The sequence below is a fragment of the Klebsiella sp. CD33 genome, assembly GCF_051992865.1.
Lineage (GTDB): Bacteria > Pseudomonadota > Gammaproteobacteria > Enterobacterales > Enterobacteriaceae > Klebsiella > Klebsiella pneumoniae.
Genome location: NZ_CP197023.1, coordinates 3298570 through 3324383, shown reverse-complemented (window position 1 = coordinate 3324383; position 25814 = coordinate 3298570). Strand labels below are relative to the sequence as shown.

21 protein-coding genes are annotated in these 25814 nt (G+C 56.3%); 10 read left to right on the top strand and 11 right to left on the bottom strand.

What is annotated here, in order from left to right:
• Window positions 1-140 precede the first annotated feature (140 nt).
• Window positions 141-692, top strand: a complete 552-nt coding sequence (locus ACR809_RS16560) for a YcbK family protein (RefSeq protein ID WP_002898198.1) — start codon at window positions 141-143, stop codon at window positions 690-692.
• A 13-nt stretch (window positions 693-705) separates the two neighbouring features.
• Window positions 706-1353, top strand: coding sequence for an MBL fold metallo-hydrolase (locus tag ACR809_RS16555; RefSeq protein ID WP_002898200.1), 648 nt, complete (start codon window positions 706-708; stop codon window positions 1351-1353).
• 68 nt (window positions 1354-1421) lie between these two features.
• Here ACR809_RS16555 and ACR809_RS16550 read toward each other — a convergent pair whose 3' ends face one another.
• From ACR809_RS16550 to ACR809_RS16535, 4 genes are all read right to left on the bottom strand, one after another.
• Window positions 1422-2612: an amino acid aminotransferase gene (locus tag ACR809_RS16550; RefSeq protein ID WP_002898202.1), complete on the bottom strand. Its 1191-nt coding sequence runs from the start codon at window positions 2610-2612 to the stop codon at window positions 1422-1424.
• Between the two features lie 187 nt (window positions 2613-2799).
• Window positions 2800-3879 (bottom strand): porin OmpK35, encoded by a 1080-nt coding sequence (gene ompK35 / locus ACR809_RS16545; protein WP_004141771.1) that lies wholly within the window; start codon window positions 3877-3879, stop codon window positions 2800-2802.
• Between the two features lie 591 nt (window positions 3880-4470).
• Complete coding sequence (gene asnS / locus ACR809_RS16540; protein ID WP_002898206.1) at window positions 4471-5871, bottom strand: asparagine--tRNA ligase; 1401 nt, start codon at window positions 5869-5871, stop codon at window positions 4471-4473.
• A gap of 175 nt (window positions 5872-6046) precedes the next feature.
• Window positions 6047-6508, bottom strand: coding sequence for an Lrp/AsnC family transcriptional regulator (locus ACR809_RS16535; RefSeq protein ID WP_002898209.1), 462 nt, complete (start codon window positions 6506-6508; stop codon window positions 6047-6049).
• Between the two features lie 311 nt (window positions 6509-6819).
• Between ACR809_RS16535 and dpaL the strand changes: the two genes are divergently transcribed.
• The 4 genes from dpaL to ACR809_RS16515 all read left to right on the top strand — a co-directional run bounded on the left by dpaL (window position 6820) and on the right by ACR809_RS16515 (window position 11891).
• Window positions 6820-8031 (top strand): diaminopropionate ammonia-lyase, encoded by a 1212-nt coding sequence (gene dpaL, locus ACR809_RS16530; protein WP_004199498.1) that lies wholly within the window; start codon window positions 6820-6822, stop codon window positions 8029-8031.
• Between the two features lie 122 nt (window positions 8032-8153).
• On the top strand, window positions 8154-9443 hold the full coding sequence (locus ACR809_RS16525; RefSeq protein WP_004176676.1) for an aromatic amino acid transport family protein: 1290 nt from the start codon (window positions 8154-8156) through the stop codon (window positions 9441-9443).
• 24 nt (window positions 9444-9467) lie between these two features.
• Window positions 9468-10706 carry a Zn-dependent hydrolase gene (locus ACR809_RS16520; RefSeq protein ID WP_004141764.1) on the top strand — a complete coding sequence of 413 codons (1239 nt, stop codon included), beginning with the start codon at window positions 9468-9470 and terminating at the stop codon, window positions 10704-10706.
• Window positions 10707-10724: 18 nt separating this feature from the next.
• Window positions 10725-11891: a M20 aminoacylase family protein gene (locus ACR809_RS16515; protein WP_069196481.1), complete on the top strand. Its 1167-nt coding sequence runs from the start codon at window positions 10725-10727 to the stop codon at window positions 11889-11891.
• A 42-nt stretch (window positions 11892-11933) separates the two neighbouring features.
• Here ACR809_RS16515 and pncB read toward each other — a convergent pair whose 3' ends face one another.
• The gene (gene pncB / locus ACR809_RS16510; RefSeq protein WP_002898217.1) at window positions 11934-13136 is read right to left on the bottom strand and encodes a nicotinate phosphoribosyltransferase; all 1203 of its coding nucleotides are present in this window, start codon (window positions 13134-13136) and stop codon (window positions 11934-11936) included.
• Window positions 13137-13462: 326 nt separating this feature from the next.
• Here pncB and pepN point away from each other — a divergent pair, with 326 nt between their 5' ends.
• The gene (pepN, locus tag ACR809_RS16505) at window positions 13463-16078 is read left to right on the top strand and encodes an aminopeptidase N (protein ID WP_101970333.1); all 2616 of its coding nucleotides are present in this window, start codon (window positions 13463-13465) and stop codon (window positions 16076-16078) included.
• A 204-nt stretch (window positions 16079-16282) separates the two neighbouring features.
• On the opposite strand, the gene ssuB is transcribed toward pepN, so the two are convergent.
• Genes ssuB through ssuE form a run of 5 tightly spaced genes read right to left on the bottom strand, consistent with a single transcriptional unit; the run spans window position 16283 to window position 20527 of the window.
• Window positions 16283-17056 (bottom strand): aliphatic sulfonates ABC transporter ATP-binding protein, encoded by a 774-nt coding sequence (ssuB, locus tag ACR809_RS16500; RefSeq protein ID WP_004150838.1) that lies wholly within the window; start codon window positions 17054-17056, stop codon window positions 16283-16285.
• Window positions 17053-17844 (bottom strand): aliphatic sulfonate ABC transporter permease SsuC, encoded by a 792-nt coding sequence (gene ssuC, locus ACR809_RS16495; protein WP_004141755.1) that lies wholly within the window; start codon window positions 17842-17844, stop codon window positions 17053-17055. The genes ssuB and ssuC overlap by 4 nt, the downstream gene beginning before the upstream one ends.
• A gap of 10 nt (window positions 17845-17854) precedes the next feature.
• Window positions 17855-19000, bottom strand: a complete 1146-nt coding sequence (gene ssuD / locus ACR809_RS16490; protein ID WP_122051436.1) for an FMNH2-dependent alkanesulfonate monooxygenase — start codon at window positions 18998-19000, stop codon at window positions 17855-17857.
• Window positions 18997-19959 (bottom strand): sulfonate ABC transporter substrate-binding protein, encoded by a 963-nt coding sequence (locus ACR809_RS16485; RefSeq protein ID WP_122051435.1) that lies wholly within the window; start codon window positions 19957-19959, stop codon window positions 18997-18999. Before ACR809_RS16485 ends, ssuD begins: the two co-directional genes overlap by 4 nt.
• The gene (gene ssuE, locus ACR809_RS16480) at window positions 19952-20527 is read right to left on the bottom strand and encodes an NADPH-dependent FMN reductase (RefSeq protein ID WP_002898296.1); all 576 of its coding nucleotides are present in this window, start codon (window positions 20525-20527) and stop codon (window positions 19952-19954) included. The genes ACR809_RS16485 and ssuE overlap by 8 nt, the downstream gene beginning before the upstream one ends.
• Before the next feature lie 249 nt (window positions 20528-20776).
• Here ssuE and pyrD point away from each other — a divergent pair, with 249 nt between their 5' ends.
• Window positions 20777-21787: a quinone-dependent dihydroorotate dehydrogenase gene (gene pyrD / locus ACR809_RS16475; RefSeq protein ID WP_002898303.1), complete on the top strand. Its 1011-nt coding sequence runs from the start codon at window positions 20777-20779 to the stop codon at window positions 21785-21787.
• Between the two features lie 169 nt (window positions 21788-21956).
• Window positions 21957-22499 (top strand): cell division protein ZapC, encoded by a 543-nt coding sequence (gene zapC, locus ACR809_RS16470; protein WP_002898308.1) that lies wholly within the window; start codon window positions 21957-21959, stop codon window positions 22497-22499.
• Here zapC and ACR809_RS16465 read toward each other — a convergent pair.
• Window positions 22496-23605, bottom strand: coding sequence for a YcbX family protein (locus tag ACR809_RS16465; RefSeq protein WP_004179196.1), 1110 nt, complete (start codon window positions 23603-23605; stop codon window positions 22496-22498). The genes zapC and ACR809_RS16465 overlap by 4 nt on opposite strands.
• Before the next feature lie 99 nt (window positions 23606-23704).
• Between ACR809_RS16465 and rlmKL the strand changes: the two genes are divergently transcribed.
• Window positions 23705-25810 carry a bifunctional 23S rRNA (guanine(2069)-N(7))-methyltransferase RlmK/23S rRNA (guanine(2445)-N(2))-methyltransferase RlmL gene (gene rlmKL / locus ACR809_RS16460; protein ID WP_004191110.1) on the top strand — a complete coding sequence of 702 codons (2106 nt, stop codon included), beginning with the start codon at window positions 23705-23707 and terminating at the stop codon, window positions 25808-25810.
• The last annotated feature ends 4 nt before the right edge of the window (window positions 25811-25814 follow it).

Here is a 25814-nt window from a genome sequence, read left to right as displayed (position 1 = left end):
TCAATGCGTAGCGCGGTTAGCGCGAACGCTCTCCTTTGCCGGGCAACATCTCGGTCGTGGCGAGCGATAGCGAGCTGATCCTGGCATCGCGCAAAGCGGAAAAAGTATATAACGATTCATTGACTGTAGACCTGATTATCATGGACAAATTTGACGCTAATCGCCGCAGATTGCTGGCGTTGGGTGGCGCTGCGCTGGGTGCTGCCGCCATTCTCCCTGCGCCGGCATTTGCCACCCTCTCGACCCCCCGTCCGCGTATTTTGACGCTGAATAACCTGCATACCGGTGAATCGCTCAGGGCGGAGTTTTTCGATGGCAGAGGCTATATTCAGGATGAATTAGCAAGACTTAACCATTTTTTCCGTGACTATCGCGCGAATAAAATTAAGTCCATCGATCCAAATCTGTTCGATCATCTTTATCGGTTGCAGGGACTACTTGGCACCAACAAACCTGTCCAGCTTATCTCTGGCTATCGTTCCCTCGATACCAACGATGAGCTTCGCGCACGAAGCCGTGGTGTAGCGAAACACAGCTATCACACCAAGGGGCAGGCGATGGATTTCCATATTGAAGGTATTTCGTTAAGCAATATTCGCAAAGCGGCGTTATCTATGCGCGCAGGTGGTGTAGGATATTACCCACGTAGTAACTTTGTGCATATTGATACCGGTCCCGTAAGGCACTGGTAACGAAAGGAGCGTCATGAACTATCGTATTATTCCGGTTACCGCGTTCGCGCAGAACTGTTCTCTTATCTGGTGCGGGCAAACCCGGCTGGCGGCGCTGGTCGATCCTGGCGGCGATGCTGAACGTATCAAAGCGGTGGTGGCGGAGGCTGGCGTCACGCTGATGCAGATCCTGCTGACGCATGGCCACCTCGATCACGTTGGCGCCGCGGCTGAACTGGCGCAGCATTATGGCGTACCGGTTATTGGTCCGGAAAAAGAGGATGAGTTCTGGCTGGAAGGATTACCGGCGCAAAGCCGGATGTTCGGCCTGGAGGATTGCCAACCGCTGCGTCCGGATCGCTGGCTCAATGAAGGCGATGTGGTCAATGTGGGGAATGTGGCGCTGCAGGTGCTGCACTGCCCGGGCCATACGCCGGGCCATGTGGTCTTTTTTGATGACGCCTCCCGACTGCTGATCTCCGGAGACGTGATTTTCAAAGGCGGGGTGGGACGCAGCGATTTTCCGCGCGGCGACCATGGGCAGCTGATTGCGGCTATCAAGGAAAAGCTGTTGCCGCTGGGCGATGATGTGACCTTTATTCCCGGCCATGGTCCGCTGTCGACGCTGGGTGAGGAACGCCGTAATAACCCGTTTCTGCAGGATGAGATGCCGGTCTGGTAACAGACATGACGTGAACACATAAAAAAGGCCGCATTCGCGGCCTTTTTCTTTATACCGAATACTATCGCTTACAGTACGGCGACGATGGCTTCGCACAGCGGCGCCATATTGTCAGGCGTCATCCCGGCCACGTTGATACGTCCGGAAGCTACCGCATAGATGGCGAACTCTTCACGCAGGCGCAGCACCTGCTCTTTAGTCAGGCCGCTGAATGAGAACATGCCGTTCTGCTGGCTGATAAAGCTGAAGTCGCGGCTCGCGCCTTTCTCCTGCAGGGTATTGACGAACAGCAGACGCATACGCTGGATGCGCTGGCGCATATCGGTCAGTTCCTGCTCCCAGATTGCCCGTAGCGCATCGTTGCTCAGAATGGTGGCGACCACGGAGGCGCCGTGCGCAGGCGGGTTGGAGTAGTTGGCGCGGATCACCGACTTCATCTGACTGAAGGCGCGGTCTACAGTCTCCTGATCCGCGGCGACCAGAGTGCAGGCGCCGACGCGCTCGTTGTACAGGCCAAAGTTTTTCGAGTAGGAGCTGGCGACCAGCAGCTCTTTATGTAGAGCAGCAAAAGCGCGTAGCCCTTCAGCATCTTCTTCCAGACCGCGGGCGAAGCCCTGGTAGGCGAAATCGAACAGCGGTAGCCAGCCTTTTTCCACCGACAGCTGCGCCAGCTGCTGCCACTGATCGAGCGTCGGATCGATACCGGTCGGGTTGTGGCAGCAGCCGTGGAACAGTACCACGTCGCCCGCCTGGGCTTCGTTCAGGCTGGCCAGCAGACCATCAAAGTCCAGCGCGTGGTTAGCCGCGTCGTAGTAAGCGTATTCGCGCACTTCCAGCCCGGCAGAGGTGAATACGCTTTTATGGTTCGGCCAGCTCGGATTACTTACCCACACACGTTTCACGTCGGTGTTTTTGGCGAGGAAGTCTGCGGCGACACGCAGCGCACCGGTACCGCCCGGTGTCTGCGCGGTGCGGGCGCGTTTATCAGCGATAATCGCATTGCCTTTACCGAACAGCAGCTCCTGGGTGCAGCGACCAAATTCAGGAATACCATCGATGCCCAGATAGTTTTTAGTCGTTTCATTTTCCAGCAGATACTGCTCTGCTTTTTTGACGCTGGTCAGAACGGGCGTTTTACCGGTTTCATCCTTGTAAACACCAATTCCGAGGTTAATTTTTTCAGGGCGGTCATCGGCACGAAACAGATCGGCCAGACCTAAAATCGGGTCGGCTGGGGCGGCGGTAATGTTCTCAAACATGACGAGGTTCCATTGTGATTACTGAAGGGAAATCCGCTATCAGGTTAACGGGAGAATAACGAATTGCCAACCGTTTGCGACAAAAAGCGCGAAGGTTTTCGAAAGAGACGATCTTTGTCTCACGAATACAGAAAAGCAGGACCGAAGTCCTGCTTTGAAGGCATATCACGAAGGGGTGTACTGCAGATTAGAACTGGTAAACGATACCCACGGCCGCCTGGTCGTCAGTGGCGACACCAGCCGCTTTGGTGTAATCGTTGTCGTCCAGCTGGTTGAATTTATACGCAGCGTAGACGTTCATGTTCTTGTTAAAGTAGTACCAGGTACCCACTTCGATGTATTTAACCAGATCCGCATCGCCGCCGGAGAAGCCAGCACGCGACTGCAGGTCCTTGCCTTTGGTCTGTACGTAGCCGATGGACGGACGCAGGCCGAAGTCAAACTGATACTGTACAACTGCTTCAAAGTTCTGAGTTTTACCGGCGAAGTGGTTATCTTCTTCCGGAGTCATGTTGTAAGTCTGGGAGTACATGACGGCCGCATAGATGTTGTTAGCGTCATATTTTGCAGAGGTCGCCCAGGCTTCGGCTTTGTCGCCATTGCCGTCAGCTTTCTGATCGACGCTACGGTTAGAGCTGGAGTAGCCTGCAGACAGTGCGATACCGTTGTCGAACGCGTAGGTGGCTGCGGTGCTGAAGCCGTCGCCATTCTGCTTGCGAATCGCACGGTCGTGGTCGTTTTTACCCTGGTACTGCAGCGCGAAGCTCAGACCGTCAACCAGACCGAAGAAGTCAGAGTTACGGTAGGTTGCGACGCCGTTGGTACGACCGGTCATGTAGTTGTCGGTGTAGTTCCAGCCGTCACCGCCCCATTCAACCAGCATATCGGTTGCCGCTTCGACGTCGTAGATCGCGCCGTAGTTACGGCCATAGTCGAATGAACCGTATTCGCCCGCTTTCAGGCCCGCGAACGCCAGACGGGTTTTTGTGGTCTGGGAACCTTCAACATTGGACGCGTCCATGTTGTATTCCCACTGGCCGTAGCCGATCAGCTGATCGTTAATCTGAGTTTCGCCTTTCAGGCCGATACGGGCATAGGTGGTATCGTCGCTACTGGTGTCGCCATTGGTGGTCCAGACGTGCTCGCCGACCATTTTTCCATAGAAGTCCAGTTTGTTGCCGTTTTTGTTATAGATTTCTGCAGCGTTGGCTGCACCGGCTACCAGCAGGGCAGGGATCACCACTGCCAGAATATTGCGCTTCATCATTATTTATTACCCTCATTAATATTTTTTATATGAACACGTGCCACTGCCGTCAATAAGTTCTGTCAATAAAAACTTACAGAACCATTGATGAGAGTTTGGTGTCTGAAGGCATCTTTCCATCCGCGACAACGTTTCGCTAGCCGGAAAATGCTACGAATATCTCATATGAGTAACAAAACGAAAAATCATGTAACTAAATGTGTATTTAACGGAACTTTGTGAACTTAATCAAAATTCCGTTCCACCGGATAAGGGCAAACGCGATTACTTATCTATCTATATGAATTATTTATGATTAATTTGGCTAAGCGGCAATTCGTTCATTTTGTGTATTGAATTCGTATTCTTTTTATTCAGTCTTTGTCTTTGCAAGATGTGCGGGTAAAGGTCAAAAAATGAGCAAATTTATCAGCGGTTTTGCTCAGTTATGAACATAAAGTGCGATCTACATCACCAGGATGCACCGAAACAGTGCGTAACATAATTGTGATTTCCAGGTCTTGATGTTTAAGGTTGTTGAATTTTACTAACAGTAATTGACATAAAAAAAGGCCAGCTTGCGCTGGCCTTTCAGATTGATGTCAGAAAAATTTAGAATGTCGCGTTGCGCGGCGTCCGCGGGAACGGAATAACATCGCGGACGTTCTGCACGCCGGTGACGTAAGCGATGAGGCGTTCGAAGCCCAGACCGAAGCCGGAATGCGGCACGGTGCCGTAGCGACGCAGGTCGCGATACCACCAGTAGTCTTCTTTGTTAAGCCCCATCTCTGCCATACGCGCGTCAAGCACGTCGAGACGCTCTTCACGCTGGGAACCGCCGATAATCTCGCCGATGCCCGGCGCCAGAACGTCCATTGCCGCGACGGTTTTACCGTCTTCGTTAAGGCGCATATAGAACGCTTTAATGTCTTTCGGGTAGTTTTTCACCACCACCGGCGCTTTGAAGTGCTCTTCGGCCAGGTAACGTTCGTGCTCAGAGGAGAGATCCACGCCCCAGTACACCGGGTTCTCGAACTGTTTGCCGCAGTTTTCCAGAATGGTGACGGCGTCGGTGTAATCCACCTGGGCAAAATCAGCGGTGATAAAGCGCTGCAGACGGTCGATAGCGTCTTTATCCACGCGCTCGGCGAAGAACTGCATGTCGTCCGCACGCTCTTCCAGTACCGCTTTGAAGACGTACTTGAGCATCGCTTCCGCCAGGCCGGCAACGTCGTTCAGGTTGGCGAAGGCCACTTCCGGCTCCAGCATCCAGAATTCCGCCAGGTGGCGGCTGGTGTTGGAGTTCTCGGCGCGGAAGGTCGGGCCGAAGGTATAAATCTTCGACAGCGCACAGGCGTAGGTCTCGCCGTTCAGCTGGCCGGAAACGGTCAGGAACGACTCTTTACCGAAGAAGTCTTTGTCGAAATCGACTTTGCCCTGATCGTTACGCGGCAGGTTTTCCAGATCCAGCGTCGACACGCGGAACATTTCGCCGGCGCCTTCGGTATCGGAGGCGGTGATCAGCGGGGTGGAAACCCAGAAGAAGCCCTGTTCGTTGAAGAAGCGGTGCAGCGCCTGCGCCAGGGTGTGACGCACGCGGGCTACCGCGCCAATCAGGTTGGTGCGCGGACGCAGGTGCGCTACTTCACGCAGATACTCGATGCTGTGGCGCTTGGCCGCCATCGGGTAGGTGTCCGGGTCTTCCACCCAGCCGGTCACTTCCACGCTGGTCGCCTGGATCTCAAAGCTTTGACCCTGACCCTGAGAAGCTACGACTTTACCGGTGACAATCACCGAGCATCCGGTGGTCAGACGCAGCACTTCCTGATTGTAATTGGGCAGAGAATTATTAATAACGGCCTGTACAGGATCAAAGCAGGAACCGTCATAGACGGCGAGGAAAGAAAAGCCAGCTTTAGAATCTCGGCGGGTACGCACCCATCCGCGGACCGTGACTTCGCTGTCAACGGCAACGCGGCCCTGGAGTACGTCGGCTACAGGCACAACGCTCATAATAATCTCTCTATGTAGTCCAATAAAAAAGTCTCTTCCCCCAACAGCGGGGGGATATCTATGTTACCTGTCATCTTCCATCAGACAAGTAGATTTCGCACAGGGAAGGGTGGATTTCGGAAATAAATACACCTCCGGGGCGTTCTTTGGCTCCCCATTTCGACTTTTACACGACTTACTCGATAATGACCGTCATTTCCTGCTTCGCATTTTGCATCGACACGATGGTCCGGAAAGACTTGATATTTCCCGAGGCAAAAAAGAGTTCACGGGTTAGCGCTTCGTATTCCGCCATATCACGGACGTTGATCACGAGCAGGAAATCGAAGTCGCCAGTGACATAGTAGACCTGCTGCACTTGCGGACAGGTTACGAAACGCTGTTTATCCTCCTCAAGCAGATCGAGACGTTCATTCTCAATGGTCACCTGCACCATAATGGTGATTGGTCTTCCCACTTTACTGGCGTCCACTAAGCTAACACTGCCTTTAATCACCCCTGCATCCTCCAGTGCAGCGATACGCCGATTGACTGCCGAAGGAGACAGGCTGATCCGATCGGCGATCTCCCGTTGCGACAAGCGATTATTACGCTGCAAGAGCGTAAGAATTTTTTTATCCCATGCGTCAAGTTTCATCATATATCTCGTCCTGCAAGCCTGTGATCAACCTCACTAATGCAACGTTGTTGCGTGAGAATGATAAAACAGAGTGAAAATTGCGGCGCGATGGGCAACTTTGCGCCAATTAACCGCCTGGCGCAGTGTACCATCACAGGCAGTGGGAAAGCGGTATATCGCGACAAAAAGCCTCTCACATTCTGACTTAACCAATTTAAAGCGACCGTCCTGTCTCAGGCCGCACGGATCCGTGCACCCGTCGTTTAGGCGGAATGGTCGCAAATAACGTTATCGTCGCAGGACGATATGAAAATAGAGGTGCCTGAATAGTGGACACAATTAAATTTCAACTTAACGCCCGGCGGCAGCCCTATGGCCAGGGAGCAGACTTGAGTCTGCTGAATGAAAGCGTGGGGAACGAAGTGCTGGCATTCCATCAAAAATTTCCTGATTACCGGGTCACGCCGCTGCGTAAGCTGGAATTTTTAAGCCAGCGGCTGGGGCTGGGATCGATCCATATAAAAGATGAAGCGCAGCGATTCGGTTTGAATGCGTTTAAAGGATTAGGCGGATCTTATGCGATGGGGAAATATCTCGCCGCTCTGCTTGAGCGAGATATTAATACGTTGAGCTTTGCCGAGCTTAATTCACCAGTGATTAAGGCGCGTATCAAGGACATCGTATTTGTGACTGCTACCGACGGTAACCACGGACGTGGCGTGGCGTGGGCGGCTGAGCAGCTTGGGCTGCGTGCGGTGGTGTATATGCCAAAGGGCTCGTCGCCGGTACGCGCGCAGAATATTCGCCGACATGGCGCCGAATGCACGATTACTGAACTGAACTACGACGACACAGTTCGGCTGGCGGCCAAAACCGCGCGCGAGCAGGGATGGGTTCTACTCCAGGATACCGCCTGGCAGGGCTACGAGCAGATCCCCACATGGATCATGCAAGGCTATATGACCCTCGCTGTTGAAATCTGGCAGCAGCTGGCAGAAAGCGGAGCGCCGATGCCGACGCATCTGTTTTTACAAGCCGGGGTCGGGTCGTTTGCCGGTAGCATCATGGGATATTTCATCGAAAAGATGCAGCAGCAGGCTCCCACCATCATCATCGTTGAGCCGCACAAGGCGAACTGCCTGTATCGCTCGGCAACCATTAATGACGGACTGCCGCACAGCGTCGGCGGGGATATGTCAACTCTGATGGCCGGGCTTGCCTGTGGTGAACCTAACATCACCAGCTGGCCAATGCTCCGCGACCATGCCACCTGTTTTATTTCCGCCGACGATTGTCTGGCGGCCAACGGCATGCGCCTGTTGGCCGCTCCGCGTCCAGGTACTGACGAACCTTTTGTCTCCGGGGAATCCGGCGCTATTGGCACAGGAGTGCTTTATGCGCTGATGACTCAACCGGCGTATCGCGAGCTTGCCGAATCGCTGCGCCTGAATGCCGATGCACAGGTTCTGTTAATCAGCACGGAAGGAGATACATCACCCGATGTCTATGAAGACATCGTCTGGTTTGGCCGTAATGGTTGAGCGCTATCGACAATAACAAGGGGGCCATCTTACCTACCCTACAAGCCCTCGGTATGACAAGCGTTCTGACTCATAACGAAAACATACGCGCTTTCGCGTCATGCATAGAGAGAACCTGACCGATGAATACTGAAAATATAATTATCAATAAAGGATATTCCGATCCCGCAAAGTGGCATAGCGAAGATACCGTTTGGGTCCTTGGCCTGTTCGGTACCGCCATTGGCGCTGGGGTGCTGTTTCTGCCGATTAATGCCGGAATTGGCGGCTTCTGGCCGCTGCTGATTGTTTTTGTCCTCGCTTTTCCTATTACTTATCTGGCTCACCGCGGTCTGGCGAGATTCATTTACTCTTCCAATACGCCGGAAAGCAGTATTACCGATGTTATTGGCGAGCATTTTGGCGCGCTGGCGGGAAAAGTATTTACCGTCATCTATTTCTTCGCCGTCTATACCATTCTGATTATGTATGCGGTGGCTATCACCAACACCGCGCAGAGCTTTATCACCCACCAGTTGGCGATGGCCGAGCCTCCCCGGTCGCTGGTGGCCATCGTTCTGATCCTCGGGCTGATGTTTATCGTCCGTTTCGGACAGCGTTTGATAATGCGGGTGATGAGCACCCTGGTTTATCCCTTCATCATCTCGCTTATTTTTATGGCACTTTTTCTGATTCCGCACTGGAACGGCGCAATTTTGCAAACCGTAAGCTTCAGCGCCACGGGCGATGGGCAGGGGATCATGTTATCCCTGTGGATGACCTTCCCGGTACTGGTGATGTCGTTTAACCACTATCCCATCATTTCGCCGATGGTGGTGCGCCAGAAGCAGCGTTACGGTCTGGCGCTCGCTGAGGGTAAATGTGCGCAGATCCAGCGCTACGGTATCCTGCTCATGACGGTGGTGGTGCTGTTTTTTGTTCTCAGCTGCGTGTTAAGCCTGTCGCCGCAGCAACTGGCGGAAGCCAAAGCCCAGAATCTGTCGATTTTGTCCTATCTGGCCAATCAGTACGATACACCGATTATTGCCTGGCTATCGCCGATTATCGCCTTTGTCGCTATTACTAAATCATTTCTTGGCCACTACATCGGCGCCTATGAATCGCTGCGCGACCTGATTCTGGAGGCCGCCGCCGCACGCGGTAAAAAACCAGGTATTCGCCTCGTCGACGCGGTCATCCTGGTGTTTATGGTGCTTACCTGCTGGTTCGCCGCGTACAAGAACCCCAGTATCCTCGGTATTATCGAATGCATCAGCGGTCCCACCGGGGCGGCAATTCTGCTGCTGTTGCCTATGTACGCCATTCATAAATTACCGGTGCTTGCCCCCTGGCGCGGTAAAGCGAGCAACGTTTTCGTCACCCTGATCGGTCTTATCACCGTATCTGCCATTTTTTACGGCATGTTCCAATAACCACCATTATTAGCGAGATGTTATATGAGTCATTATCTGCAGATTAACGGCCAACGGCTTATCGATTCCCTGTATGCACTTGGCGAACATGGTGCGCTGCCAGGCGGCGGCGTATGCCGCCTGGCAGCGACTGCCGAAGATAAAGCCGGCAGGGACTTTGTTGTAGCCCGCATGAAGGCGCTGGGCCTGAGCGTGTCAATTGATGCTATCGGCAATGTCACCGGCGTTTATCACGGCGAGGAGACGTTGCCGATGGTGATGATGGGGTCACATATCGATACCGTCGCCACCGGTGGGTTATACGATGGCAACTACGGCGTTATGGCCGGCCTTGAGGTGATTGCCACCCTCCAGGATGCCGGGATCCGCACCCGACGACCGTTGGCGGTAACCTTCTTTACTAACGAGGAGGGGGTGCGATTTCAGCCCGATATGATGGGCAGCGTGGTGTTTGCCGGCGAGTATCCGTTGGCGCAGGCGCTCGCGGCAAAAGATCTCGACGGTATCACGCTCGATGAAGCGCTGCGTAACATTGGTTATAAAGGCGAACGTCAGCCGGGAGATATGGCGGTAGATAGCTACGTTGAGCTGCATATCGAACAGGGACCAATTCTTGATAAAGAGCAGATTGATATTGGCGTGGTTACCGGCGTACAGGGTATTTCGTGGCAGGAATTTACCCTGAGAGGCGTATCGAATCATGCGGGTACTACCCCAATGTCCATGAGACGTGATGCCGGGCTGGCGGCTGCGAAAATCGCTGTTTTTGCCCGTGAGCTGGCGCTAAGCCTTGGTGGTAATCAGGTAGCTACCGTTGGACATTTCAGCGTGAAGCCTAATCTGATCAACGTCATTCCCAACCATGTCGTCATGTCAGTGGATCTCCGCAATACCGATAATGCGATCTTATGTCTGGCGGAGCAGCAATTAGCCGAATTTGTCGCGAAAACGTCGCAGGAAGAGGGCGTGGAGATAACCAGCCGCTCACTGGTGCGCTTTAATCCGGTCATTTTTGCCGATGAGATCGTCAATGCGGTGGAAGCCGAGGCGGAGCGTCAGGCGCTCAGTTACCGACGTTTGCCAAGCGGCGCCGGACACGATGCACAATTTATGGCGTCGGTATGTCCCGCCGGGATGATTTTTGTCCCCTGCGTCGATGGCATTAGCCATAACGTCAAAGAACATAGCGCAGCCAAAGATCTGATTGCTGGCGCCAATGTGCTGCTGCAGGTGGTTTTACAGCGCGCCCAGCGTATGGACTAATGTTTACAGGAGCAGAGAATGAATCAGCAACAGCTAAAGCAGCAGCTTATCGCCTGGCGTCACTATTTGCATGCTCACCCGGAAAGCGCCTTCGAGGAGCAGAATACTTCACGGTTTATTGCCGAAAAGCTCGAAGCTATGGGCATTGAGGTGCACCGCGATATTGGCAAAACCGGGGTGGTGGGGAGATTGAAATGCGGCGACGGGAAGGGCGTTATCGCTATTCGTGCCGATATCGATGCCATTCAATTGACCGAACAGGGAGACTGGTCTTACCGCTCCATGACCGCCGAGCGGATGCACGGCTGCGGACATGATGGTCATACCTGCATTGCGCTGGGCGCGGCGCAGTTGCTATTGCAGCGGCAGAATTTTAACGGCACGGTCTGCTTTGTTTTTCAGCCTGCTGAGGAACCTGGCTATGGCGCCAGAGCGATGATGGACGATGGCGTTATTGAACGCTTTGGCATAGAGGAAATCTACGGTCTGCATAATATGCCGGGTATGAAAGCCGGAACTATCGCCACGCGAGTCGGTGGCATTATGGCCAGTGAAGATAACTTTATTATTCGTATTAAAGGGCAGGGAGCGCATGCGGCGCGGCCGCATATGGCGAAAGATCCGCTGGTCATTGCGGCGGAAATCATCCTGGCTTTGCAGACAATTGTTTCGCGAAATGTTGATCCGAACATGCCAGCGGTCATTTCCTGTACTGAACTGCACACCGATGGCATCCGCAATGCGATTCCGACGCACGTCGAAATCAAAGGGGATACGCGCAGCTTTGCACCGGAGGTGCAGATGCTGCTCGAAGAACGAATGCGTACCATTAGCGAAGCGATTTGCGCGATGCACGGTGCGACGTGCCAGTTCAGCTATACCCATGAATTTGCGCCAACGGTGAACTGGCAGCAATGCGTTGATGTGGCGGTCACCGCTGCGATTAACGTGGTAGGGGCTGAGAAGGTGGACGGCAACGTCGCACAGATGATGATTTCGGAGGATTTTGGCGCTTTTCTGCAAAAAATCCCCGGCTGTTTCATCTTTTTAGGCAACGGCGATAGTTCAGATGCTCAGGGCAATACACCGTTGCATAATGCCTGCTACGACTTTAATGATGAGATATTGCTAACTGGCGCGGAGTATTTTGCCGAGGTCGTCAGAGCCCGTTTGCCGCAGGAGTGATATTGATTGGCCCGATAGCAGAATGCCGTCGGGCCATGTTTTTTAGCTTGCCTTTTTAATCGGCGGCAGGTCGAAAGCCTCGCGCAGGGCGCGGACGAAGGCCTTATCGTGGCAGATGGTTTTCCCCGGGCTGTCGGAGAGTTTCGCCACCGGCTTGCCGTTACATTCCACCAGCTTAATCACGATATTGAGCGGTTTAACCTGCGGCAGATCGCAGGTTAAACGGGTGCCGATCCCAAAGCTGAGCTTCACCCGCGAGGCGAAGTGGCGGTACAGATCGACGGCTTTGGCCAGGTCGAGATTATCGGAGAAGACCAGCACTTTGCTCAGCGGATCGATACCCAGCTTCTGATAATGGGCGATAGCTTTTTCTCCCCATTCCACCGGGTCGCCGGAATCGTGGCGCAACCCCTGATAGCGGGTGGCGAATTCCGGACCGAAATCGCGCAGGAACGCATCCATAGTGATGCAGTCGGTCAGCGCGATCCCCAGCTGGTCGGGATACTCTTCCAGCCAGGCGGCAAGGGCCGCCCGCTGGCTGCTGGCAAGGCTGGGGCTGATCTGCTGGTGGGCCTGGAACCACTCATGGGCCTGGGTACCCATCGGGGTTAAATTCAGACGGCGCGCCAGATCGTAATTGCTGGTGCCGACAAACCATGGTTCCTGCTGCAGACGCCGCACAATACCTTCCTGCACCTCGCGTGAGAAACGACGGCGGGTGCCGAAGTCCATCAGACGGAAGGCGCTCATGTCGAGGTCAGCGGTCATGGTGGCGAAGTCGCCTAGCTTATGTTCCAGCGTGTTGAGCGCCTGATCGACGCCCATCTCTGGTGAACGATAGCGATGGACCAACTCGCTTATCACCGCCAGCAGCGGGACTTCCCACATGATGGCTTCCCGCCATGGGCCGGTAAGGCGAATGTTCAGCTTACCATTGTCATTGCTGACCGTGACCTGGCTCGGGTCATAGCGAAAATCGCGCAGCCAGTTGAGGTAATCCTGGCGAAAAAAGGGAAGGGTGGACAGCCAGCGATATTCATCATCCCGCAGCCTCAGGTCGCGCATGGACTCCACCTGCTCGCGGATCGCGTCGGCATAGATGCCGAGCAGGTCGTCTCCGCGGCAGCGAAACTCCGCCGCCACATGCACATCGCCGTAGCGGTGGAAGACAGCCTGCTGCATGTGCAGCTTATAGGCATCCGTATCAAGCAGCGAGTGCAGTACAGGAGAAGTGAATTGTGTCATGGTGCGCAGTAGCATCCTCTCACTGGAGCGTCCCATCGAAACCGACGCGGAAAATGGAGGCGGAGTATACCTTTATTACCCGACTCTGTCCCGCGATGGCGAGCAATGGTGACGCTGACGGTCATTTGCGAGGCCTAGTTTAATATATTGAACATGGATCACACCACAAGCTTTGCGTCGGGTCGAGGGCATTTCGTGCCGCGAGTGTTAACAAAATGTAGCGATTTCCGTGTTTCACGTTGAAAAGATGAAGATTCTGCATAGCGCGATTGACACAACAGGAATAGACTGGGACGACACTTTACCGAAGATGCTAAAGGTTTTTTATGACACAACAGCCCCAAGCCAAATACCGCCACGACTATCGTGCGCCGGAGTATCTGATTAGCGATATCGATTTGACCTTTGACCTGGATGCCGCAAAAACCGTTGTTACGGCCGAGAGCAAGGTCTCCCGCCACGCGGCTGCGCCTGATGTGCCATTGCGCCTGGACGGCGAAGATCTGACCCTGATCGCTCTGCAGGTGAACGGCCAGCCGTGGAGTGACTATAAAGAAGAAAACAATCAGCTGGTGATCGGCGGCCTGCCGGAGCATTTCACCCTGACCATCGTCAATGAGATCAGCCCGGCGGCGAACACCGCGCTGGAAGGCCTGTATCAGTCAGGCGAAGCGCTGTGCACCCAGTGCGAAGCGGAAGGTTTCCGCCATATCACCTGGTATCTGGACCGTCCGGATGTGCTGGCGCGCTTTACCACCAAAATTATCGCCGATAAAGCTAAATACCCGTTCCTGCTTTCCAACGGCAACCGTATGGCGGAAGGGGAGCTGGAGAACGGTCGTCACTGGGTACAGTGGCAGGATCCGTTCCCGAAGCCGTGCTATCTGTTTGCGCTGGTGGCCGGTGATTTTGACGTCCTGCGCGATTCATTCCGCACCCGCTCTGGCCGCGAAGTGGCGCTGGAGCTGTACGTCGATCGCGGCAACCTCGATCGCGCGCCCTGGGCGATGACCTCGCTGAAAAACTCTATGAAGTGGGATGAGGAGCGCTTTGGCCTCGAGTACGACCTCGATATCTATATGATTGTCGCCGTCGACTTCTTTAATATGGGTGCCATGGAGAACAAAGGACTCAACGTCTTTAACTCCAAATATGTTCTGGCCCGTACCGATACCGCCACCGATAAAGACTACCTCGATATTGAGCGCGTGATTGGTCATGAATATTTCCATAACTGGACCGGCAACCGCGTCACCTGTCGTGACTGGTTCCAGCTCAGCCTGAAAGAGGGGCTGACCGTGTTCCGCGATCAGGAGTTCAGTTCCGACCTCGGCTCACGGGCGGTGAACCGCATCAACAACGTGCGCACCATGCGCGGGCTGCAGTTTGCCGAAGACGCCAGCCCGATGGCGCACCCGATCCGTCCGGATATGGTTATCGAGATGAACAACTTCTACACCCTGACGGTCTATGAAAAGGGTGCCGAAGTGATCCGCATGTTGCACACCCTGCTGGGTGAAGAAAACTTCCAGAAAGGGATGCAGCTGTACTTTGAACGCCATGACGGCAGCGCCGCCACCTGCGACGATTTCGTGCAGGCGATGGAAGATGCCTCTAACGTCGACCTGTCGCACTTCCGCCTCTGGTACAGCCAGTCCGGTACGCCAATCGTCACCGTGCATGACGACTATAATCCGGAGACCGAGCAGTATACGTTGACCATCAGCCAGCGTACGCCGCCGACCGCCGAGCAGGCCGAGAAGCAGCCGCTGCATATCCCGTTTGCCATTGAGCTGTACGATAACGAGGGCAAGGTGATCCCCCTGCAGAAGGGTGGCCACCCGGTACACCCGGTGCTTAATGTGACCCAGGCCGAGCAGACGTTTGTCTTCGATAACGTTTATTTCCAGCCGGTGCCGGCGCTGCTGTGCGAATTTTCAGCGCCTGTGAAACTGGAATACAAGTGGAGCGATCAGCAGCTGACCTTCCTGATGCGTCACGCGCGGAATGATTTCTCGCGCTGGGATGCGGCGCAGAGCCTGCTGGCGACTTACATCAAGCTGAACGTCAACCGCCATCAGCAGGGGCAGCCGCTGTCGCTGCCGGTGCACGTAGCGGATGCCTTCCGCGCCATCCTGCTGGATGAGAAGATTGATCCGGCGCTGGCCGCTGAGATCTTAACCCTGCCGTCAGCCAACGAAATCGCCGAGATGTTCGCGATTATCGATCCGATCGCCATCGCCGCCGTGCGCGAAGCGCTCACCCGCACCCTGGCGAACGAACTGGCGGACGAATTCCTCGCGGTTTATAACGCCAATAAGCTCGACAGCTATCGGGTGGAGCACGCCGATATTGGTAAACGTGCTCTGCGCAATACCTGCCTGCGCTATCTGGCGTTTGCGGAACCGACGCTGGGCGATAAGCTGGTGGCGACGCAGTATCACCAGGCAGATAACATGACCGACGCGCTGGCCGCCCTGTCGGCGGCGGTTGCCGCTGAGTTGCCGTGCCGCGATGCGCTGATGCAGGAGTACGATGACAAATGGCATCAGGACGGTCTGGTGATGGATAAGTGGTTTATCCTGCAGTCCACCAGCCCGGCAGCCAACGTGGTGGAAACCGTGCGCGGTCTGCTGAACCACCGTTCGTTCAGCATGAGCAACCCGAACCGTGTGCGCTCGTTAATCGGCGCTTTCGCCAGCAGCAACCCGGCGGCGTTCCATGCTGAAGATGGCAGCGGCTATCAGTTCCTGGTGGAGATGCTGACCGAGCTTAACCAGCGTAACCCGCAGGTGGCGTCGCGCCTGATTGAGCCGTTGATTCGTCTGAAGCGTTATGATGAGAAGCGACAGGCGCTGATGCGCGCCGCGCTGGAGCAGCTGAAGGGGCTGGAGAATCTCTCTGGCGACCTGTTCGAGAAAATCAGTAAGGCGCTGGCGTAACGGTGGCATAACCCCGGATTGCGGCGCGCCTTGCGCCCTGTCCGGGTTACCCGTTAGCGTGGTGATGTTGTCGGGCGGCGCGATGCTTACCCGACCTGGAATACACGGCTGATTTGGCGTTGGTAGCCCGGCTGTGCAACGCGCGAGCCGGGGACATGTCGGATGACGATATGCCCCCGTTCAGACAGCAGACAGTTACGCCGGTCAGCCATGACTAAACAAACGCGGCGCACGCTCGCTGTCGCCGCGTTTCATCACCCGATCCAGTACTTCAGCCTCCAGCTCGGCCAGCTTCGCCGAACCGGTGCGCCGCGGTCGCGGGATATCCACGCTTAAATCGAGGCCAATCTTCTTCTCTTCAATTAACAGTACCCGATCGGCCATGGCCACCGCTTCACTGACGTCGTGCGTGACCAGCAGGACCGTAAAGCCATGCTCCTGCCACAGGGAGACGATCAGCTCCTGCATCTCCAGACGGGTGAGGGCATCCAGCGCCCCCAGCGGTTCGTCCAGCAGCAGCAGGCGCGGGCGATGGATCAGCGCGCGGGCCAGCGCAACGCGCTGCTTCTGCCCACCCGACAGCGCGGCCGGCCACTCCTGTGCGCGGCTTTCAAGTCCGACGCTGGCCAACGCCTGCAGGGCGGCGTCGCGCCAGGCGCCTTTTAACCCCAGCCCCACGTTATCAATCACTGTTTTCCACGGCAGCAGGCGCGCATCCTGAAACATCATCCGGGTGTCGTCCTGGATCGCCGCCAGGGGCGTCGCGCCAGCCAGCAGTTCGCCGGCGTTTGGTTTTTCCAGACCTGCCAGCAGGCGCAGCAGGGTACTTTTGCCGCCGCCGCTGCGGCCTACCACCGCCACAAACTGGCCGCTGGGAATATGCAGATCCAGCTCGTTAAGAATGGTGTTGTCGCCATAGCGTTTCGTCACCCCGTTCAGCAGCAGCGGGATACCTGGGTTGAGACGGGCAGTGTTCATGCGTTAGCCTCCTGAAGATGATACGCCGGATTCCAGCGCAGCCAGAGCCGTTCCAGCAGCTGGGCGCAGACGTCGGCCAGTTTGCCAAGGATGGCGTAAAGGATGATCGCCACTACCACCACGTCGGTTTGCAGAAATTCACGCGCGTTCATCGCCAGATAACCGATGCCGGCATTCGCCGAGATAGTTTCGGCGACAATAAGCGTCAGCCACATCAGACCAAGGGCAAAACGCACGCCGACCATAACTGAGGGCAGGGCGCCGGGTAATATCACGTGACGGAACAGGGCGAAGCCGGATAAGCCATAGCTGCGCGCCATCTCAACCAGCCCACGGTCAATATTGCGGATCCCGTGCCAGGTGTTGATATAGATCGGGAACAGGGTGCCCAGCGAGACAAGGAAGATCTTGGCGGTCTCATCGATGCCGAACCACAAGATCACCAGCGGGATCAGCGCCAGATGCGGGACATTGCGCAGCATCTGGATCGAGGTATCCAGCAGACGCTCGCCCCAGCGAGACAGGCCGCTGATCAGGCCGAGTATTAGCCCGATCGAGCCGCCGATGGCGAAGCCGACCAGCGCCCGCCATGAGCTGATGGCCAGATGCTGCCACAGCTCACCGCTGGCCGAGAGGGTCCAGAACGCTTTCAATACCCCCTCCGGCGAGGGCAGCACCCGCGTCGACAGCCAGCCGACGGACGAGGCCAGCTGCCAGACAATGACCGTCCCTACCGGCAGCAGCCAGGGGGCGAGGCGTAACAACAGGGGATGGGTTGATTTTGCCATCACGGTCTCCTCAGCTTTGCGCTACTTTACGCGGAATAAACTCGTTGGCGACCGCTTCCCCCTGCAGGCGCAGGTTTTGCGGCTGCGGGATGGACGGCACCGCGACGTCAAGCAGGGGGAACAGCAGCTCTCCGACCCGGTACGCCTCTTCCAGATGCGGATAGCCGGAAAAGATAAAGCTATCGATACCCAGCGCGGCGTATTCATTGATCCGTTCGGCAACGGTGGCGGCATCGCCCACCAGCGCGGTCCCGGCGCCGCCGCGCGCTAAACCCACGCCAGCCCACAGGTTGGGGCTGATTTCCAGCTTATCGCGTCGCCCGTTGTGCAGGGCCGCCATCCTTTGCTGGCCGACGGAGTCGGTTCTGGCGAAAGCCGCCTGGGCGCGGGCGATCGTCTCGTCGTCAAGATGGGAGATAAGGCTGTCCGCCGCCTGCCACGCTTCCTCGTTGGTTTCCCTGATGATCACGTGCAGACGGATGCCAAAACGCACCTGGCGACCATGCCGGGCGGCTTTCTCTCGCACCTGAGCTATTTTCTCTGCCACCTGGGCCGGCGGTTCTCCCCAGGTAAGATAAAGATCGACCTGCTCAGCGGCCAGCTCCTGCGCCACCTCAGACGAGCCGCCGAAATAGAGCGGTGGACGCGGCTGCTGCAGTGGCGGAAACAGCAGTTTGGCGTCGCGAACGCGCTGATGCTTGCCGTTAAAGGTGACGGTTTCTCCCTCCATCAGCTTGCGCCAGATGTGGGTAAATTCAGCCGAGGCCTCATAGCGCTCGGTGTGGTCGAGGAAGACGCCGTCGCCTGCCAGTTCGGCAGGATCGCTGCCGGTGACCAGATTGAACAGCGCCCGGCCGTTTGACAGCCGGTCCAGGGTCGCCGCCTGACGCGCGGCCACCGTCGGCGATACCACGCTTGGCCTGAGGGCGACAAGGAACTTCAGCCGCTGCGTCACCGGGATCATTGAGGCCGCGACCAGCCACGCATCCTCACAAGAGCGTCCGGTCGGGATCAGCACGCCGGTGAAGCCCAGCCGATCCGCCGTCTGCGCGATTTGCTGCAGATAGCCATAATCGACCGGACGGGCACCCTCTTCGGTACCCAGATAACGACCATCACCATGGGTCGGTAAAAACCAGAACATATTCAGACTCATGATTTCGCTCCTTGTGTGGCGGCGGGCTGCCAGATGCGGGCCCGGATATCAACTTTTTTTGGCACCAGCTTGTTCTCGTAGAACAGGTCTGCCGTCTGCTGCTGGCGAGCGGCGGTTTCGGCGCTCACCGGGGTAACCGCGGTGGGGGGACGATGGTCCAGATAGCTGGCGATCACCGCCTCCGGTAAGCCCATCGTTTTCGCCAGCAGCGTAATGCTTTGCGCGCGTTGGCTGTGGGTCAGGGCATCGGCCTGAGTAAAGGTGTCGAGTACGCCTTCAATGAAAGCGCCATTGCGTTCAGCGTAGGGCCGGGAAGCAAGATAGAAGGATCCCGTCTGTTTCAGATCGGTTCCGTCAGTGAGTACCCGGGCGCCGCCCTGCAGTAGCGCGGCGGAGTAGTACGGATCCCAGATGGCCCATGCGTCGACATTGCCCTGCTGGAAGGCGGCGCGCGCATCGGCGGGGGCAAGGTAAACCGGCTGAATATCGCTAAATTTCAGACCTGCGAGCTGCAGGGCGCGCAGCAGCAGATTGTGGGAGCTGGAGCCTTTCTGAAAAGCGACCTTTTTCCCTTTTAACTCAGCAACGTTATGAATCGGGCTGCCCTGCGCCACCAGGATCACCTCCGCCTTGGGCTTGGGCGGCTCCGCGCCGATATAGACCAAATCGGCGCCTGCCGCCTGGGCAAAGATAGGCGGAATATCGCCGGTACTGCCGATATCAATGCTGCCGACGTTCAGCGCCTCCAGCATCTGCGGACCGGCCGGGAACTCAATCCACGAGATATGGGTTTGCGGATAGCGCTGCTCCAGCAGCTGATGGCTCTTCGCCAGCACCATGCTGACGCTGCCTTTCTGGTAGCCGATGCGCAGAGCGTCAGGCGCCGCCGGGGCGGCGTGACCCAGCGTAGAGATTAGCAGCAGTCCGCCCAGAGTCAGGGCGCGGAGAGGATTAAGCATGCTCCACCCCACGCAGAGATGTTAACGACGGCGCACGGCTGCTGGGGCGATGCAGCGCCTGCCAGAAGGTCTCCAGGGCGTCATCAAGGCGCCGCTGCAGATTCGCGGTAAACTGCGGCTTATGCTGGTAATCGGTCACCTGGCTGTCATCAGCGAAGACGCCATGGAGGATCTCCTGGGCCTTGAGGGCATTCAGCACTGGCTTCAGCGCGTAGTCCACTGCCAGCATGTGGGCGATGGTGCCGCCGGTGGCCAGCGGCAGCACAATTTTGCCCTCCAGCGCTCGCTCAGGCAGCAGGTCGAGCAGCGTTTTCAGCGCGCCGGAGAACGAGGCTTTATACACCGGCGTGGCGATGATCAGGCCATCAGCCCCGGCCAGCTGTTCGTTGAGCGTCTGCAGCGCCGGGTTGTCAAAACGAGCGTACAGGAGGTCTTCCGGGGCAAAGTTCTGCAGATGCCAGTGGCAGACTTCGATATCGGCGGCGGTGAGCGTCTCTCTGGCGTATTCCAGCAAAGCGCTGGAACGGGAAGGGTAACGCGGGCTGCCCGCAAGCGTAATGACGCGCATCTCTCTCTCCTTATAACTAAATGTTTGCATTTATCTATAATTGATAACATTTATAGTGAGTGTGACAGAGGGCCATTATTTCCCTAAATGATTTATCCGCGGTTAGATAGCCGAAAAGCGCATAATGGCGCGCGGGGTAGGTAATCGTTTGCGCTGATGGGGGATTTTTTGTCGCAGGTCAATTCCCTTTCCGCAACAGATCGCACATAATACGCCCCCGGTTTGCACACCGGGAATCCAGGAGAGTTCATGTACTACCCCTTCGTTCGTAAAGCCCTTTTTCAGCTCGATCCTGAGCGCGCTCATGAAGTTACCTTTCAACAATTACGCCGTGTCACCGGGACGCCGCTGGAAATGCTGGTTCGCCAGAAGGTACCGGCCAGGCCTGTCACCTGCATGGGGCTAACCTTTAAAAACCCGCTGGGTCTGGCGGCCGGGCTGGATAAAAATGGGGAATGCATTGACGCGCTGGGCGCGATGGGGTTTGGTTCGATTGAGATCGGCACCGTGACGCCGCGTCCGCAGCCGGGCAACGATAAGCCAAGGATCTTCCGTCTGGTTGATGCCGAGGGATTGATCAACCGCATGGGCTTTAATAACCATGGCGTCGATAACCTGGTTGAGAATGTGAAAAAGGCGCATTTTGACGGCGTGCTGGGTATCAATATCGGCAAAAATAAAGATACGCCGGTTGAGCATGGGAAAGATGATTACCTGATTTGTATGGAAAAAGTCTATCCGTACGCCGGGTATATCGCCATTAATATCTCCTCGCCGAATACCCCAGGGCTGCGCACGCTGCAATACGGCGAAGCGCTGGATGATTTACTCTCCGGTATTAAAAATAAGCAGCTCGAGCTGCAGCAGAAGCATCAAAAATATGTCCCGGTCGCCGTAAAGATCGCGCCGGATCTTTTGCCTGAGGAATTGATCCAGGTTGCCGATAGCCTCGTGCGTCATAATATTGATGGCGTGATTGCAACCAATACCACCCTCGATCGTTCCCTGGTTCAGGGAATGAAACATTGCGATGAGACCGGCGGGCTTAGCGGTCGTCCATTACAATTAAAAAGCACTGAAATTATCCGTATGCTCTCCGCTGAGCTGAATGGCCGTTTGCCTATCATCGGCGTGGGCGGCATTGATTCGGTGATTGCCGCGCGGGAAAAGATTGCCGCCGGGGCATCGCTGGTGCAGATCTATTCTGGATTTATTTTTAAAGGTCCGCCGCTGATTAAAGAAATTGTTACCCACATCTAATCTTTTCCTCCTCTGAATCCCACCCAGGGCTTTATTTCCGGCCCTGGTTGTTTTATATTCCCTCACTGTTGCTTATTTAAACATTTTAGACTTTTCTTAATTTTAGAAAATATTCTGCGGTAAGTCGCAACAACTTTGCAGAGGCGTATGAAAGGGTACAGGGGGAAAAATGCGGATTAAACCTGACGATAACTGGCGTTGGTATTACGATGAAGAGCACGACCGCATGATGCTCGATCTGGCCAATGGCATGTTATTTCGCTCGCGCTTCGCCCGGCGCATGCTGACTCCGGATGCCTTTGCCCCTTCGGGATTTTGCGTTGATGACGCCGCGCTCTATTTCTCTTTTGAAGAAAAATGTCGCGATCTCGAGCTATCGAAAGAGCAGCGGGCGGAATTAGTCCTTAACGCGCTCACCGCCATCCGTTTTCTCAAACCGCAGATGCCGAAAAGCTGGCACTTTATCGCCCATACCCATCACTGGCAGCCGAGCGGCGGCGACGCCGCCTGCGTTTGGCTGAGCGATACCGGCGAGCAGGTGAATTTACTGGTGGTGGAGCCGGGCGATAACGCCGCGCTCTGTCTGTTGGCTCAGCCGGGTCTCACCCTTGCCGGCCGCGTCATGCAGCTAGGCGATGTCATTAAAATCATGAATGACAGACTGCAGCCGGCGCAGAGCGCGGTCAGCTACAGTCTGGGGCAGGCGGTTTAAGGCGCCAGGCGTAGCGCTGTTTTCGGTACACAGCTGCAGGCGAGAATAGTGCCATCTCCGGCAACCGCGTTTTTCTTTAACGGACTCACTTCTCCCTCTTCCAGCCGGATGCGGCAGCTGCCGCAGATCCCCGCCCGACACGAATAGGGTACGCGAATGCCCTGTTGTTCCAGTTGCTCCAGCAGCACCTGCTGGTTATTGCCGGTAAACTGTTGACCCTGCCATTCGATGGCAACCGTAGCCTGCTGCTGCGCCTCGGGAGCCGGGGTATCGTCGCTTTCACCTGCCCCGTAGGCTTTCGCCGGGCCGCGGGTAAGGATTTCCACTTCATCTCCCACCCGGATCACCCCGCTGTTGCGGGCAATCAGGTTCTGGCCAAAATCGACATCGCCATTGTCCAGCGCGGTACGAAAACGCTTTAAGGTTTCCAGCGGCTCCCCGGCGGGATGCTTCTGACCGCGCTCCGGGCTGACGGTGGTAAAAATGCAGCGGCTGCACGGCTTAGCGACATCAAACACCACCTCGCCGATGCGGATCACTTTCCAGCTATCTTCATCCCAGGCCGCCGCGCCGGTGACCACAAGGTTAGGGCGAAACTGTTCTATGCTTACGCTGGCCGGGCAGCGCTGTTGCAGATCGCGCAGGGAGGCCTCGTTAGCCAGCAGGTAAGGGTAGCCGTCGGCGAAGGAGAGCGGCACCGCATCATGGCGCTTTACCCGGCGGGTTAGCTGCGGCCCCAGCCAGCGCAGCTGGACATCGCGCTTGAAAAAGCCGCTGAGCCACTGGTTAACGGCGGCGGGCGCGATGAGGGCGGTAAAATGGTTGCCCCAGACTTCGGTCGGCTCGGCCTGCGTGGCGAAATCGCTAAAACGCACCACGGCGCTGCTGCCGTCCGGTGCGGTCAGGTGAAGGCCATCATGCAGCGGCGCCGGAATAAATTTCACCATTTGCGGAAACTGGCGAGCGGTAATAAAGGTCCCGTCGGTTTCGGTGACCATAAACAGGCGATCGAAGGCCAGGCCGCTGATATCAGCAAAGGCGTGGGTCAGGCCCATGCCGCGCATGGATTTAACAGGATGAATAAAAAGTCGCGATAGCGTTACCATACGCTGCCTCCGGGTTCCAAAAATAAGCCTATAACTTTATGACATAGGGCACATATTGGCTATAATGCGCACCAATTTTCTTTAAGTAAAAGTGACGATATGAATTCTCTGTTTGCCAGTACGGCTCGTGGGCTGGAAGAGCTGTTAAAAACTGAACTGGAAGGGCTTGGCGCGACGGACTGCCAGGTAGTCCAGGGCGGGGTCCATTTTCAGGGGGATACGCGCCTGCTGTATCAAAGCCTGATGTGGAGCCGGCTGGCTTCGCGCATCATGCTGCCGCTGGGCGAATGTCGCGTATACAGCGATCTGGATCTGTACCTCGGCGTACAGGCCATTCCGTGGACGGAGATGTTCAACCCTGGCGCCACCTTCGCGGTGCATTTTAGCGGCCTCAATGACGAGATCCGTAACAGCCAGTACGGCGCGCTGAAGGTTAAAGACGCCATTGTCGACAGCTTCACCCGTAAGAATCTACCGCGCCCGAACGTCGATCGTGAGTCGCCCGATCTGCGGATCAACGTCTGGCTGAACAAAGAGACGGCGCACATCTCGCTGGATCTGAGCGGCGAAGGCCTGCACCTGCGCGGCTATCGCGATGGTACCGGAATGGCGCCGATCAAAGAAAACCTCGCGGCGGCGATCGTCATGCGCTCTGGCTGGGTACCAGGTACGCCGCTGCTCGATCCGATGTGCGGCTCCGGTACCCTGCTGATTGAAGCGGCGATGCTGGCGACCGACCGCGCGCCGGGCCTGCACCGCGGCCACTGGGGCTTTGGCGGCTGGGCGCAGCACGATGACGGCATCTGGAAAGAGGTGAAGGCGGAAGCGCAAACCCGCGCTCGTCAGGGATTGGCAGCGTATGAGTCACGCTTCTACGGCTCAGACGTCGACGCGCGCGTAATCGAGCGCGCGCGCCGCAACGCCCGCCGCGCCGGCATTGGCGAGCTGATCGATTTTGACGTGAAAGACGTCGCCCAACTGAACAACCCGCTACCGAAAGGCCCGTACGGGACGGTGATCAGTAACCCGCCGTACGGCGAACGTCTGGAAAGCGAGCCAGCGCTGATCGCTCTGCACAGCCTGCTTGGCCGGATAATGAAAAGTCAGTTCGGCGGCTGGAACCTGTCGGTATTCAGCGCTTCGCCGGAGCTGCTGAGTTGCCTGCAGCTGCGTGCCGACAAGCAGTTTAAAGCCAAGAACGGCCCGCTGGACTGCGTGCAGAAGAATTATCACCTGGCGGAGAGCGAAGGCGGCAAGCCGGCGATGCTGGCGGAGGATTTTGCTAACCGTCTGCGTAAGAACCTGAAGAAGTTTGAAAAATGGGCCCGCCAGGAAGGAATCGAATGCTATCGCCTGTACGATGCTGATCTACCGGAATACAACGTGGCCATTGACCGCTATGCCGACTGGGTGGTGGTCCAGGAGTATGCCCCGCCGAAAACCGTCGACGCGCATAAGGCGCGCCAGCGTCTGTTCGACATCATCGCTGCGACTATCGCCGTACTGGACATGGCGCCTAACAAGCTGGTGCTGAAAACCCGTGAACGGCAGAAGGGGAAAAACCAGTATCAGAAGATGGCGGAGAAGGGCGACTTTATTGAGGTACAGGAGTATAACGCGCGCCTGTGGGTCAACCTCACCGACTACCTGGATACCGGTCTGTTCCTCGACCACCGTATCGCCCGTCGCATGCTCGGCCAGATGAGTAAAGGTAAGGACTTCCTGAACCTGTTCTCCTATACCGGCAGCGCCAGCGTCCACGCAGGCCTCGGCGGTGCGCGATCCACCACCACGGTGGATATGTCACGCACCTACCTGGAGTGGGCGGAACGCAACCTGCGTCTCAATGGCCTGACCGGCCGCGCGCATCGCCTGATGCAGGCGGACGTGCTGGGTTGGCTGCGGGAGAGCACCGAGCAGTTCGATCTGATCTTTATCGATCCGCCGACCTTTTCCAACTCCAAACGAATGGAAGATGCGTTTGACGTCCAGCGCGATCACATTCGCCTGATGACCGATCTAAAACGTCTGCTGCGTAAAGGCGGCACCATTATGTTCTCGAATAACAAACGCGGTTTCCGTATGGATCATGACGGGCTGGCGGCGCTTGGCCTGAAGGCGCAAGAGATTTCGCAAAAAACGCTGTCGCAGGATTTTGCCCGCAACCGTCAGATCCACAACTGCTGGCTGATTACCGCAGCCTGAAAGG